14 protein-coding genes are annotated in these 13,418 nt (G+C 67.2%); 6 read left to right on the top strand and 8 right to left on the bottom strand.

All coding sequences use genetic code 11. The features are described from left to right. Nucleotides 1-8: 8 nt before the first annotated feature. The 4 genes from pspA to pgsA all read right to left on the bottom strand — a co-directional run bounded on the left by pspA (nt 9) and on the right by pgsA (nt 2,372). Entirely contained in the window at nt 9-836 is an 828-nt protein-coding gene (pspA, locus tag PT015_RS02510; protein WP_285188562.1) for a phage shock protein PspA, read from the bottom strand. Between the two features lie 63 nt (nt 837-899). Beyond that, entirely contained in the window at nt 900-1,238 is a 339-nt protein-coding gene (clgR, locus tag PT015_RS02505; protein ID WP_285188559.1) for a transcriptional regulator ClgR, read from the bottom strand. 71 nt (nt 1,239-1,309) lie between these two features. Further along, nucleotides 1,310-1,798 (bottom strand): CinA family protein, encoded by a 489-nt coding sequence (locus PT015_RS02500; protein WP_285188557.1) that lies wholly within the window; start codon nt 1,796-1,798, stop codon nt 1,310-1,312. Further along, complete coding sequence (pgsA, locus tag PT015_RS02495; RefSeq protein WP_285188555.1) at nt 1,776-2,372, bottom strand: CDP-diacylglycerol--glycerol-3-phosphate 3-phosphatidyltransferase; 597 nt, start codon at nt 2,370-2,372, stop codon at nt 1,776-1,778. The genes PT015_RS02500 and pgsA overlap by 23 nt, the downstream gene beginning before the upstream one ends. A gap of 55 nt (nt 2,373-2,427) precedes the next feature. Here pgsA and PT015_RS02490 point away from each other — a divergent pair, with 55 nt between their 5' ends. Together PT015_RS02490 and PT015_RS02485 are read left to right on the top strand one after the other, a co-directional pair. Next, the gene (locus PT015_RS02490) at nt 2,428-2,949 is read left to right on the top strand and encodes an amino-acid N-acetyltransferase (protein ID WP_285188554.1); all 522 of its coding nucleotides are present in this window, start codon (nt 2,428-2,430) and stop codon (nt 2,947-2,949) included. Nucleotides 2,950-3,041: 92 nt separating this feature from the next. Then, nucleotides 3,042-3,938, top strand: a complete 897-nt coding sequence (locus PT015_RS02485; RefSeq protein WP_285188553.1) for a hypothetical protein — start codon at nt 3,042-3,044, stop codon at nt 3,936-3,938. Between the two features lie 16 nt (nt 3,939-3,954). Here the strand turns inward: PT015_RS02485 and PT015_RS02480 are convergent, their stop codons facing one another. Together PT015_RS02480 and PT015_RS02475 are read right to left on the bottom strand one after the other, a co-directional pair. Continuing rightward, the gene (locus PT015_RS02480) at nt 3,955-5,433 is read right to left on the bottom strand and encodes a sugar porter family MFS transporter (protein ID WP_285188552.1); all 1,479 of its coding nucleotides are present in this window, start codon (nt 5,431-5,433) and stop codon (nt 3,955-3,957) included. 208 nt (nt 5,434-5,641) lie between these two features. Beyond that, nucleotides 5,642-8,161 (bottom strand): DNA translocase FtsK, encoded by a 2,520-nt coding sequence (locus PT015_RS02475; RefSeq protein ID WP_285188551.1) that lies wholly within the window; start codon nt 8,159-8,161, stop codon nt 5,642-5,644. A gap of 157 nt (nt 8,162-8,318) precedes the next feature. Here PT015_RS02475 and PT015_RS02470 point away from each other — a divergent pair, with 157 nt between their 5' ends. The 4 genes from PT015_RS02470 (at nt 8,319) to PT015_RS02455 (ending at nt 10,839) form a co-directional block, all read left to right on the top strand. Continuing rightward, nucleotides 8,319-8,633: a putative quinol monooxygenase gene (locus tag PT015_RS02470; RefSeq protein WP_285188550.1), complete on the top strand. Its 315-nt coding sequence runs from the start codon at nt 8,319-8,321 to the stop codon at nt 8,631-8,633. Continuing rightward, nucleotides 8,630-9,451, top strand: coding sequence for a mycofactocin-coupled SDR family oxidoreductase (locus PT015_RS02465; RefSeq protein ID WP_285190889.1), 822 nt, complete (start codon nt 8,630-8,632; stop codon nt 9,449-9,451). Before PT015_RS02470 ends, PT015_RS02465 begins: the two co-directional genes overlap by 4 nt. Before the next feature lie 4 nt (nt 9,452-9,455). Then, nucleotides 9,456-10,328 (top strand): SAM-dependent methyltransferase, encoded by an 873-nt coding sequence (locus PT015_RS02460; protein WP_285188549.1) that lies wholly within the window; start codon nt 9,456-9,458, stop codon nt 10,326-10,328. A gap of 73 nt (nt 10,329-10,401) precedes the next feature. After that, the gene (locus PT015_RS02455; RefSeq protein ID WP_285188548.1) at nt 10,402-10,839 is read left to right on the top strand and encodes a hypothetical protein; all 438 of its coding nucleotides are present in this window, start codon (nt 10,402-10,404) and stop codon (nt 10,837-10,839) included. Here the strand turns inward: PT015_RS02455 and PT015_RS02450 are convergent. After that, on the bottom strand, nt 10,826-12,502 hold the full coding sequence (locus PT015_RS02450; RefSeq protein ID WP_285188547.1) for a ribonuclease J: 1,677 nt from the start codon (nt 12,500-12,502) through the stop codon (nt 10,826-10,828). The two genes, PT015_RS02455 and PT015_RS02450, sit on opposite strands and share 14 nt — an antisense overlap. A gap of 7 nt (nt 12,503-12,509) precedes the next feature. Next, a complete protein-coding gene (gene dapA, locus PT015_RS02445; RefSeq protein ID WP_285188546.1) occupies nt 12,510-13,412 on the bottom strand; it encodes a 4-hydroxy-tetrahydrodipicolinate synthase in 903 nt (300 codons plus the stop codon). Nucleotides 13,413-13,418: the final 6 nt, after the last annotated feature.

Below are 13,418 nucleotides of genomic sequence, written 5' to 3'. Positions count from 1 at the left end.
GCCCGCCCCTACTGGCCGAGAGGCTTTTCGGTGGGCGCGGCCTGCGGCGCCGCGGCGGGTGTGCCGGGGGTGGCGGCCGGGTCGGCTGCGCTCGCACCGCCGGCCGGGAGTGCCTCGCCACGCATCGATGCCCGGATCTGCTCCAGGCGGGAGTGACCGGCCATCTCGACACCGGCTTGCTGGACCTCGATCATCCGGCCCTGTACCGAACTCTGGGCCAGCTCGGCCTGGCCGAGCGCGTTGGCGTAGCGGCGCTCGATCTTGTCGCGGACCTCATCGAGGTTCGGCGTGGTGCCGGGCGCGGCGATCTCACTCATCGACCGCAGCGACTTGCTGACCTGCTCCTGCATCTTGGCCTGCTCGAGCTGGCTGAGCAGCTTGGTGCGCTCGGCGATCTTCTGCTGCAGCACCATTGCGTTCTGCTCGACCGCCTTCTTGGCCTGCGCGGCGGAGCCGAGCGCCTGGTCGTGCAGCACCTTGAGGTCTTCCACGCTCTGCTCGGCGGTCACCAACTGCGCGGCAAACGCCTCGGCGGCGTTGTTGTATTCGGTGGCCTTGGCGGCGTCACCGTCTGCCGTGGCCTTGTCGGCCAGCGTGACCGCCTGGCGGACGTTGACCTGCAGCTTCTCGATGTCGGCCAGCTGGCGGTTGAGCCGCATCTCGAGCTGACGCTGGTTGCCGATCACCTGCGCGGCCTGTTGGGTCAGCGCCTGGTGCTGGCGTTGCGCTTCCTCGATGGCCTGCTGGATCTGCACCTTGGGGTCGGCGTGCTCGTCGATCTTCGCGTTGAACAGCGCCATGACGTATTTCCACGCTTTGACGAACGGGTTGGCCATCAGTTAGCTCCGCCTTCGTGTGTCGATGTCTGCCGTCAGGCCCAACCTATCGTCTCCCCTGACTCAGGCAATAGCTAGCGACGCGACCGGCGGAATGACGACCTTGGTGCTGACGTCGATGTTGGCCGCAGTCGGCGCGGCGGCGTGGGCGCGTTTCTGCACCGACTCCTGGCCGGCAAGTTGTTCGCTGGCGTCGGTGAGCAGCTGCGAAAGCGGAACGTCCAGCGCGTCGCAGATCGCGCTGAGCAACTCACTGGACGCCTCTTTGCGGCCGCGCTCGACCTCCGAGAGGTACCCGAGGCTCACCCGCGCGGTGTCGGAGACCTGTCGCAGCGTGCGGCCTTGGGTGATGCGGGCTTCACGCAGTACGTCGCCGAGAACTTCGCGCAGCAGTGACGGCATCGGGCTCTCCTTCGGTCCGGTCAGTGGTCCAACAGGTCAACGTGCACGGCGCAGCGAATGGTTCCCGGGCACTACGGCGCGGCGATCAGGGCACGCAGCCGGGTGATCGACTCGCGCACGGCGGCGAGTCTGATGTCCCACCGCGATCCGGATAGCCGCAGCTCGACGACCTTGGTGTCGACCGGACCGGCCAAACCCATGAACACCGTGCCCACGTCGTGCCCGCCGTGCGGTTCCGGCCCGGCGACGCCGGTCAGGCCGACACCCCAGGTCGCGTCGCAGCGTTGACGGGCGCCGACCGCCAGCGCCCGCGCGGTCGGCGCGGCAACCGGCCCGACATCGGCGAGTATTTGCGGCGCAACCCCGGCCAGCAGGATCTTGGTCTGCTCGGTGTAGGTGACCAGCCCGCCCCGCAGCACCTCGCTGGCGCCCGGGACGCCGGCCAGGGTGGCGGCGAGCAACCCGGCGGTCAGCGACTCGGCGGTCGCCACGCTCTGCTGTCGAACGGTCAGATCCGCGACCAGGCCCCGTGCATCCTCAGTCAGCAGCGGATCGTCCACGGCTGTCCCTGACGGCGGAGACCACGTAATCCAACCCGGTGAGCACGGTCAACACGATCGCGGCGGCCATCATCACCCAGGCCGCCAGCAGCCACGATCCGGACACCGGTAGCACGAATAGCCCGATCGCGACGGCCTGGACCAGGGTCTTGAGCTTGCCGCCGCGACTGGCGGGGATGACGCCGTGGCGCAACATCACGAAGCGCAGCACAGTGATCCCGACCTCGCGTGCCAGGATGACCACCGTCACCCACCAGTGCAGGTCGCCCAGCATCGACAGGCCGATCAGCGCGGCGCCGATCAGCGTCTTGTCGGCGATCGGGTCGGCCATTGTGCCGAACTCCGTCACCATCCCGTAGTTGCGCGCCAGGGCGCCGTCGAAGCGGTCGGTGATGACCGCGACGGCGAACACCACGAAAGCGATGATGCGGCTTGGCGTTTCGTGTCCGTTGCCGGCGAACAGCGCCAGCAGGAAGACCGGCACCAAGACGAGGCGCAGCAGCGTGAGCACGTTGGCGAGATTGGTCACCCGAACACGCGGGACCACCGGACCTGGTTGAGGCTGCCCCGACACGGCAACAGAATATCGGTTACCGGCCAGGGGGGCTCAAACCGATACTCTGCAATTCGTGAATGCCGCCAGCGGAGACCCGGCCAACGGCCCGACGATCCGGCGCGCGCACACGTCCGACGTCCCCCTGATCAAGCATCTGGTGGACACCTACGCCGGCAAGATACTGCTGGAAAAGAATCTGGTGACGCTGTACGAAGCCGTCCAGGAGTTCTGGGTCGCCGAGTACGACGGCAAGGTCGTCGGCTGCGGCGCACTGCATGTGTTGTGGGCCGATCTCGGCGAGGTCCGCACGGTGGCCGTCGATCCGTCCCTGACCGGGCGCGGCATCGGTCACGCGATCGTCGACCAACTCTTGCGCGTCGCGCGCGATCTCCAGCTCCAGCGGCTGTTCGTGCTGACTTTCGAGACCGAGTTCTTCAGCAGGCATGGCTTCACCGAGATCGAAGGCACCCCGGTGCCACACGACGTGTACGAGGAAATGCAGCGCTCCTACGACATCGGCGTCGCCGAATTCCTCGACCTGAGCTACGTCAAGCCGAACACCTTGGGCAACTCCCGGATGCTGCTGGTGCTCTGACGGTGCATAGGTCCGCTGTAGTCGGGCTGGCCGCGTTGGTGCTCTGGCCAACGGCGGCCTGTCTCTCGGACCACCGGGACGATGCGGACCGGGTGGATCAGTCGATCAAGGCGATGCCCGGTGTGGCGGGCACCGACATGCATTACTTGTCGGATTTCGAGAACGGCCAGAACTTTCGCCTGACGGTGCGCCTCGACGCGCACGTCAGCGAGCAGCAAGCCGCGTCCGTCGGCAGCGGCTTCGTCGACCAGATGCAGCGGCATCATCTCGGCAGCCACCGGGTCGAGCTCGACCTGAACTATCCCGCAACGCCGCGAGTGAAAAGCAGCTATCTCCCTGACTATTCACAGGCGACCTTCAAGCTCGGCGACAATGCCTCCCCGCCAATGGATCTCACCGGCTCAGATGTCGGCGCGAGCACCGCCGCGTGGCTGCGCGCGGTCCGCTCTCCGATCGCCGAGTACGCGAGCCTCACCCAGCCGGCGTGGGGTGGACCCGCGACGAGCCGCGACATCGAAATCACGCTCAAACCCGATGCGACGAGCGCGTCGGCGACCGCTCTGCAGCACAGCGACCCCGCCTTGTCGGTCGCGACCTGGCGGGTCATGGTGGTGACCGAGCAGAGCTACCGGCCCCAGGAATACACCTCCAAGCCCAACCCGCCCAGTGACCGGGACATGGCGCTCTGGCGGCAGATCACCGACGTCGTGGGACTGCGCACCGACGCGAGCGGCTCGACCCAGATATCCGTCGAGCACAGTCAGGCGGAGACACAGATCGACGCCGGTCTGCCCAGTGGGCCGGACGCCCGCACGACGGCGTTCTCGGTCGCCGATCTGGCTCGACAATTCGACCACCCTGTGCAGTTGACGCTGCGGACCGGCGACGGGCCCGTCGAAGTCATCGTCGGCGGTTGCGAACGCCACGATGCGGGCCACCGCCGGCTACCCCTGGAAATCGAGATGTCGCATATCTACGAGAAGTGCTGAACTGGTTGCTGGTTCGTCAGCGCGCGAAATCCGACGGCCGGAAGTGTCCTGCTGCCAGTTTGCTCTCGATCTCCTCGAGGGTCCGCCCGGTGAAGTCAGGCATTCGGAGGAACACGAAGATCCACGCCGCCGCGTTGAACAGTGCGTAGAGCCACATCGCCGGACCCGGACCGATCGCGTTGATGAGAGACAACATGGTCAGCGTGAGGAAAAGATTTGTCGCCCACAGCGTGGCCGACTGCGCCGCCGTGGCCGCGGGCCGCACGGCCAAGGGGTAGACCTCCGACCCGGTCAGCCATCCCATCAACTGCAGGCCGCCACCGTTGAAGACCATGAACGCGATCAGGCACGCAATGATGTACGGCGTCACGTCGCGACCGCTGTCGCTGACGATGAAGAGCGCACCCAGGGCAAACAGGCTCAGAGCAGCACCGGGCACCATGATGAGCGTGAGTCGGCGCCGGCCCACTCTGTCAACGAACGCCAACCCGACCAGCTGGGCGATCAGGTAAGTCGCACCCAGCGCGACCGAGACCCGCAGAGCCACCGCCGCGTACACCCCGTCGTTGGTCAAGATCGTAGGCGAGTAGTAAATGATCATCTCGATTCCGCTGAGCTGGGTGAACAACGCAACCCCGCACCCTAGGACCAAGGCCGGACGCACCCATGGGTCGCGCAGGGCGGCCCAGCCATGGCGGCCCGCCGTACGTTCGACGCGCGCGAGTTCGGCCGCCTCGTCGAGCTCGGCTTCCACGTCGTAGCCGTCGGGGCGGACGCGCTCCAGGACGGATCGCGCAGCGTCTCGATCGTCGTTCTTGACCAACCAGCGTGGACTCTCGGGGAGTCGGATCAGCAACCGCAACATGATCGCGGCCGGGATACAGGCGAGTCCGATAGGTCCCCGCCACGACATCGATTCGGACGCTCCGACGACGGTGGCCGCCAAAACTCCCGCCCCGATTGCGATTTGGAAGCAGAGGACCAGTCGCCCTCGGTAAGCGGGCGGCGACACCTCGGCGACGTACATCGGGGCGGTCTGCGTCGCGCCACCCACCGCGAAGCCCAGCACCAACCGCCCTATCGACAACCAGAGGGGATCGGGCGCGGCCGCGCACCAGAGCGAGCCGACACCGAATACACCGGCGAGCATCAGCAGCGTGCCGCGGCGTCCCCGCTCCTCACACAGCCGGCTACAGACCAGCGCCCCGATGACCGCACCCAGCAAGATGCTGGCGGCGATCACTTGTTTCCAGACTTGGCCGATGCCGAAGTCCTGGGTGAGCTGCAACAACGCCCAAGAAATCACGCCGGTGTCGTAGCCGTAGAGCATTCCCGAGATCGCCGCCACGAGCGCTATCGCGAGCACAGTGCCGGTCAGCTGGCTTTTCGTTGCCGCCGGTTCCGCTCTGGCCCTGCTACGAATCCGATCGACCAAGCCAAAAGCCAAGGGGCTGAGGCGCTTCCGCCGACCGCCGTCAGAGTCGTCCGCAGCCATCAGCGACACCGGGCATGGCGGACAACAAACGACATTAATAAGCGGTTCCCGCTCGACAAGACCGACAAACGACCCGCTTTCGCCACGGACGATGCACGTGGAGACGAATCGCGTTGTGCGACAGAGTTACTCGCACTCAGTCGAGCTCGGCCAGTGTGGTACATGCCACAGTGAGCGAGCAATAAGGCCCTGGTCGGTGGAGCGCCGCCTAGTCGTCGCCGTCCGCGTCGGAGCCGTCGGCGTTCGACCCGCCGCGAATCAGCATCAGGGTGCCGGCCAGGTCCTCGGGCTTGACCAGCACGTCGCGTGCCTTGGAACCCTCACTGGGGCCGACGATGTCGCGAGTCTCCATGAGGTCCATCAAGCGGCCCGCCTTGGCGAACCCGACCCGCAGCTTGCGCTGCAGCATCGACGTCGAGCCGAACTGAGACGACACCACCAGCTCGACGGCCTGCAGGAACACGTCCATGTCGTCGCCGATGTCGGGGTCGACGTCCTTGCGCTCGCCAGAGGGCTTGGCCGCGGTGACGCCCTCGGTGTACTCCGGCTCGGCCTGGTCCTTGCAGGCGCTGACGACGGCGTGGATCTCCTCGTCGGAGATGTAGGCGCCCTGTAGCCGCAGCGGCTTGCCCGCACCCATCGGGAGAAACAGCCCGTCGCCCATGCCGATCAGCTTCTCCGCGCCGGCCTGGTCGAGGATGACGCGGCTGTCCGTCAACGACGAGGTCGCGAACGACAGGCGGGACGGCACGTTGGTCTTGATCAATCCGGTCACCACGTCGACCGACGGGCGCTGGGTGGCCAGCACCAGGTGAATGCCTGCGGCACGGGCCTTTTGGGTGATGCGGACGATCGCGTCCTCGACGTCGCGCGGGGCGGTCATCATCAGGTCGGCCAGCTCGTCGACGATCGCGAGAACGTACGGGTAGGGCCGGTACACGCGTTGGCTGCCCAGCGGCGCGGTGATCTCACCGCTGCGCACCTTCGCGTTGAAGTCGTCGATGTGCCGCACCCGGGACGCCTGCATGTCCTGGTAGCGCTGCTCCATCTCTTCGACCAGCCACGCCAGCGCCGCCGCGGCCTTCTTCGGCTCCGTGATGATCGGCGTGATGAGGTGCGGAATGCCCTCGTACGGGGTCAGTTCCACCATCTTCGGGTCGATCAGGATCATCCTGACCTCTTCCGGGGTGGCCCGGGCCAGCAGCGACACCAGCATCGAGTTGACGAAGCTGGACTTACCTGAGCCGGTCGAACCGGCGACCAGCAGGTGCGGCATCTTGGCCAGGTTGGCCGAGATGAAGTCGCCTTCGATGTCCTTGCCGAGCCCGATCACCAGCGGATGGTGATCGCGACGGGTCGACGGCGCGGTGAGAACGTCTGCCAGCCGGACCATTTCGCGGTCGGTGTTGGGGACCTCGATGCCCACGGCGGACTTCCCCGGGATCGGCGCGAGCATCCGGACGCTTTCGGTGGCCACCGCGTAGGCGATGTTCTTCTGCAGCGCGGTGATCTTCTCGACCTTGACGCCGGGGCCGAGTTCGACCTCGTAGCGCGTGACGGTCGGCCCGCGGGTGCAACCCGTGACGGCCGCGTCGACCTTGAACTGCTGCAGCACCGAGGAGATCGAGTCGGCCATCTGATCGTTGGCCGCGCTGCGCTTCTTCGGTGGATCGCCGGCCACCAAAAGATTCAGCGGCGGCAATACGTACGGCCCCTCGACGACGCGGTCGAGCACCAAAGTGTCCTGCTTCGCAGCGGCTTTCGGCTCCTTCTTCCGGCCGCGCGCTGCGGCGGGCTCCGGCACCGTCGGGCTCTCGTCGGCCGCGACCGGCTGGTCGCTCGACGGCCACGCCTGGGCCGCCGCGTCCTCGTCGTAACCCGCGGCGTCGTCGTAGTAGCCGTCGGAAAAGTCTTCTGCGACATCACTGTCGACGAAATCGTCGTCGTAGTACTCGTCGTCACCATCGTGGTAGCCGAACATCCGGGTGCCGAACATGTTTCGCAGCGTCTCGGGGACCTCGCGAATCGTGGTGCCCGTCAACAGCAACAGGCCGAACAGTGCGCCGATGAACAGCAGCGGGGCGCAGATCCACGGCGTCAGACCCTCGGAGAGCGGCCCGCCGATGGCGAAGCCGACGAAGCCGGCGGCGTGCGCACGCCCGACCGGGTTGTCCGGCGAGCCGGCCCACAAGTGCCACAGTCCGAGCGCCGGCAGCGCGACCATCGCGGCGCCGAGCACCAGCCGCGGACGGGCCTCGGGATTGGGCTCGGTCCGCATCAGCAGCAGCGCGAGCCCGGCGAGGACGATCGGCAACACCCCGACCGCCGAGCCGATGAACATCCGCACCGCCGCGTCGACCCACGCGCCGACCGGGCGGGCCGCGTGAAACCACGATCCGGCGGCAACCACGACCGCGACACCCAGCAGCGCCAGGGCGATGCCGTCGCGACGGTGGCCCGGGTCGATCTCGCGCGCCCGGCCCATCGACCGCGCGGTGCTACCGGTTCCCTTGGCCAACATCAGCCATGTCGCGCGGACCGCACGGCCGGCGGTCAGGCCCGTGCTGGCGACCAGCCCGTGGTTGCGGCGCCGAGCCGGGCGACGAGGGGCCGCGGCGGGGCGGCGGGCCGGCTTCTTTCGGGCCTGCGTGGATCGTGAACCGCCCCGCGGCGCCGCCTTTGACCTGCTCGTTCGAGCCCCGGACCGCGCGACAGTCTTGCTAGCCATACCGGCAAGCCTAATCGCAAAAACACCATCTGCACCATCCGCCACACCCGTTACTAGAGCGTGACCATCCAACCGCCGTTTCAGCGGCCGAAATGGCTGGGTAGGGTGACATCCGTCACGTAACAACCCACTGCTCAGAAGCCTGCAGGAGACCCGAATGCCCGTTGTCGTCGTCGCCACCCTGACCGTCAAACCCGAATCGGTCGACACCGTCCGCGACATCCTCACCAAGTCGGTCGAGGAAGTGCACGCCGAACCCGGCTGCCAGCTGTACTCGCTGCACCAGTCCGGCGAGACCTTCGTCTTCGTCGAGCAGTGGGCCGACGAGGACGCGCTCAAGACCCACAGCACCGCCCCCGCGGTCGGCAAGATGTTCGCCGCGGCCGGTGAGCACCTGGCCGGCGCCCCCGACATCAAGATGCTGCAGCCCGTTCCGGCGGGCTCGCCGGAGCAAGGGATCCTGCGGCACTGATGAGCCGGCCCCTGGACGGAAAGGTCGCCTTCGTCACCGGCGCCGCGCGCGGGCAGGGTCGCGCGCATGCGGTGCGCCTTGCCGCCGATGGCGCCGATGTCATCGCCATCGACATCTGCGCACCGATCGGCAGCGTCAAGTATCCGCTTGCTAGCTCCGAGGACCTTGCCGCCACCGTCAAACTCGTCGAAGACACCGGCGCCCGGATCGTGGCCCGGGAGGCCGACGTCCGCGACCGCGAATCGCTGTCGGAGGCGGTGCGCGCGGGTGTCGACGAACTCGGTCGGCTCGACATCGTGGTGGCCAATGCGGGCATCGCCCCGATGGCATCCGGCGACGACGGTTGGATCGACGTCATAGACGTCAACCTCACAGGCGTCTACAACACGATCAAGGCATCGATACCGACGATGGTCAAGCAGGGCACCGGCGGATCGATCGTGCTGATCAGCTCGGCCGCCGGCCTGGCCGGCGTCGGCAGCCCGGACGCGGGATCGGTGGGCTACGCGGCTGCCAAACACGGTGTGGTCGGACTGATGCGCGTGTACGCCAATCTGCTTGCTTCACAGAATATCCGGGTCAATTCGTTGCATCCGACCGGAGTCGAGACACCGATGATCAACAACGAGTTCACCCGCGAGTGGCTCGCGAAAATGGCTGCCGCGTCGGATACCCCCGGGGCGATGGGCAACGCGTTGCCGGTCGAGGTTCTGCAACCGGAAGACATCGCCAATGCGGTGGCCTGGCTGGTTTCCGACCAGGCCCGCTACATCACGGGTGTGACCTTGCCGGTCGATGCGGGCTTCTTGAACAAGTAGTGCCATGGCCCGTAATCCTTCGGCGCACACGGCTTTCGGGCCGATGCTGCTCGTCGCCGTCGAGCAGGGTGAGCCGCCGGAACGGCGCTTACTGGACGACGACCTGGTGGCCCGCTTTCTGCCCGCGCCCCTGCGGTGGCTGGTCAGCTCGCCGTCGTCGACGCTGCTGCAGCGGCTGACTCATGCCGCGATGGAACGGGAAGCGCCAGGGCTGTTCGCCGGCATCCTCGGCCGCAAGCGCTACATCGCCGACACGGTCGCCGCCTCGCTCGCCGACATCGATGCCGTGGCGGTGCTGGGTGCCGGATTCGACACGCTCGCATACCGAATGGCGCGGGTCACCGACGTCCCGATCTTCGAGGTGGACCTGCCCGTCACGATCGCGCGCAAGGACGCGGCGGTGCACCGGGCGCTCGGCGCACCGGCCCGCTCGGTTCGGTTGGTGCCGTTTGACTTCGAACGCGACGACATCGTGGCCGCGCTGACGGAGAACGGCTATCGCCGGGAGAGCCGGACGATGTTCGTCTGGGAGGCCGTGACGCAGTACCTCAGCGCCGAGGCCGTGCACAGCACACTGTCCAGCCTGCGGTCGGCGCCGGCGGGCAGCCGACTCGTGTTCACCTACGTACGAAGAGATTTCATCGAAGGCGTGAACCGCTACGGTGGAGATGCTCTATACCGCAGATTCGTCCAGCGGCAGCAACTATGGCACTTCGGTCTGCCGCCGCAGGAAGTCGCGACGTTTCTGGCCGGCTTCGGTTGGCAACTCCGTGAGCAGGCCGGGCCGGACCTGATCGCGCAGCGCTACGTCGAACCGACCGGCCGCCGCCTCACCGTCTCGCCGATCGAATGGACGGCCTATGCCGAGAAGACGTAAGCCCGATGCGTCCCGACACGCCGTGACATGGGCGTTCCCACGTCGCGACCGGTGGCGGGTTGATACTCAACACGTGGCCAGCAACGAAGCTGTCCCGCTACCGGGCATATCGCCGGGGGCTCTTTCCGAACCCTCGTACCGCTACCTGTCACCCCATCAGGCGGCCGTTCTCGACGCCGCCACGCGCCGTTTGGATCTCGGTCCGCAAGACGGCCCGGACGAGCACCGCGTGATCATCTACGTCGATCGGTTGCTGTCGGTGTTGAACGTCGCCCCCGGCGGACTTCACGTCGTGGGTTCGCTGCGCCAGCGGGTCGCCGAACTTCGCCGGCAGTACACCGGCGGGATCGCGTTGCTCGATCAGATGGCCGGCGGCGATTTCACCACCGCACCGCCGCTGCGTCAGCAGCTCATCCTCGGCCGCAGCCAATTGGCCGCGTTCGTCGGAATGTTGTTCGACCACATCATCGAAGCGATGGGCCTGATCGACGCCGAGGTCAGATTTCGATGACCGTCGGCACGATCATCGGCTGCCGTCGGTAGGTCTCCCCCACCCATTTGCCGACGGTCCGCCGCACCGCCTGGGCGATCCGAGCCGAATCGGTGACGTTCTGTGCGACAAGCGATTCCAGTTCCGCCTCGACTTTGCGGACCGCGGGCTCGAGGGCCTTGGGATCTTCGGAGAAGCCCCGCGAATGCAAATGCGGCGGGCCCGCGGGCCTGCCGGTCTCGCGCCGCATCACGACGGTCACCGCGACGAAGCCCGAGGACAGGATGAGCCGCTCGCCGAGCGTGCTGTCGCCGACGTCGCCGGTGATCAGCCCGTCGACGAACATCTTGCCGACCGGTACCGCGCCGGCGATGCTGACCGCGCCGCCGACCAGGTCGACGCTGACACCGTTCTCCGCCAACACAATCGACTCTTCGGAGACTCCGGTGCTGGCTGCGAGCTTGGCGTTCGCCCGCAGCATGCGCCATGTCCCGTGCACCGGCATGACGTTGCGTGGGCGAATCCCGTTGTAGAGGAACAGCAATTCGCCGGAGTAGGCGTGCCCTGAAACGTGTACGCGGGCTTGCTGGTTGGTGACGACTCGGGCGCCGATCTTGGCCAATTCGTCGATGACGCCGTACACGGCCTCCTCGTTGCCCGGGATCAACGAAGACGACAGGATGATCAGGTCGCCGTCGGTCAGCGTGATGCTGCGGTGCTCGCCGCGCGACATCCGTGACAGCGCCGCCATGGGCTCGCCCTGCGTGCCGGTGGTGATCAGCACCACCTGCTCGGGCGCCATCAGCTCGGCGGCGCCGATGTCGACGATGTCCGACTCGTCCACGTGCAGGTAGCCGAGGTCCCGTGCGATGCCCATGTTGCGGACCATCGAGCGGCCCACGAACGAGACGCGTCGGCCCAGCGCCACCGCGGCGTCGATAATCTGTTGCACCCGATCGACATTGGAGGCGAAGCACGCGACGATGACGCGTCCCTCCGCGCCGCGAATCAGTCGATGCAGCGACGGACCGATCTCGCTCTCCGACGGCCCGACGCCGGGAATCTCGGCGTTGGTGGAATCGCACAGGAACAGGTCCACGCCCGAGTCGCCCAGCCGGGACATGCCCGGCAGGTCGGTGGGCCGTCCGTCGAGCGGCAGTTGGTCGAGTTTGATGTCGCCGGTGTGCAGCACCGTCCCGGCGCCCGAGCGGATTGCAATGGCCAGCGCGTCCGGGATCGAGTGGTTGACCGCGAAGAACTCGCACTCGAAAACGCCGTGGGTGGTGCGCATGCCCTCGGCCACTTCGACGAACACCGGTTTGACCCGGTGCTCACGGCATTTCGCGGCGACCAGCGCCAGGGTGAACTTCGAGCCGACCACCGGAATGTCGGGACGAAGCTTGAGCAGGAACGGAATTGCGCCGATGTGGTCCTCGTGTGCATGGGTGAGCACCAGCGCCTCGACATCGTCGAGGCGGTGCTCGATGTGCCGGATGTCGGGCAGGATCAGGTCGACGCCGGGCTCGTCGTGGGTGGGAAACATCACCCCGCAGTCGACGATGAGCAAGCGGTTCAGGTGCTCGAAAACGGTCATGTTGCGCCCGATTTCGCTGATCCCGCCGAGCGCGGTCACCCGCAGACCACCCTTGGCCAGCGGGCCGGGCGGTTGAAGGTCGAGTTCCACCTGCGAACTACCTGAGCACCGAGGCCGCGCGCATGTCGGCAGCCAGTGCGTCGATCTGTTCGGGAGTCGCGGCCACTTGCGGCAGGCGCGGATCGCCGACCTCGATGCCCTGCAGGCGGAGTCCCGCCTTGGACAGCGTGACGCCGCCGAGCCGGCTCATCGCGTTGGACAGTGGGGCGACCGCCACGTTGATCTTGCGGGCGGTGGCGTGGTCGCCAGATGCGAAGGCGGTCAACAGGTCTCGTAGTTGACCGGGAGCCAGGTGAGAAATCACGCTGATGAAGCCGGTGGCGCCCATCGCCAGCCACGGCAGGTTCAGCGCATCGTCACCGGAGTAGTAAGCCAGTCCGGACTCGGCCATCAACTGGGTGCCGGCGTGCAGGTCACCCTTGGCGTCTTTGACGCCGACGATGTTGGGATGCTCGGCCAGCGCGCGCAGGGTGTCGTACTCGATCGGCACCACCGAGCGCGGCGGAATGTCGTAGAGCAGCACGGGCAATGGCGTCGCGTCGGCGACCGCGGTGAAGTGCGCCAACAGGCCGGCCTGCGGCGGGCGCGAGTAGTAGGGCGTGACGACCAGCAGACCGTGCGCACCCTCCGCGGCGCTGGCCTTGGCCAGGTGGACGCTGTGCGCGGTGTCGTAGCTGCCCGCGCCGGCGATCACGCGAGCCCGGTCGCCGACGGCTTCGAGGACGGCCCGCAGCAGCGCGAGCTTTTCGGCGTCGGTCGTGGTGGGCGATTCGCCGGTCGTCCCGGATACGACCAGACCGTCGCAACCTGAGTCGACCAGGTGAGTCGCCAGTCGGGCCGCGGCCGGAAGGTCCAGGGAGCCGTCGGGGGCGAAGGGAGTCACCATGGCGGTCAGCAGCGTGCCCAAGCGTGCGTAAACGTCGAATCCGCCGGTGCTCACGGCCCC

This window comes from Candidatus Mycobacterium wuenschmannii (genome assembly GCF_030252325.1).
Lineage (GTDB): Bacteria > Actinomycetota > Actinomycetes > Mycobacteriales > Mycobacteriaceae > Mycobacterium > Mycobacterium wuenschmannii.
This window is presented reverse-complemented; position numbering and strand designations above follow the sequence as displayed.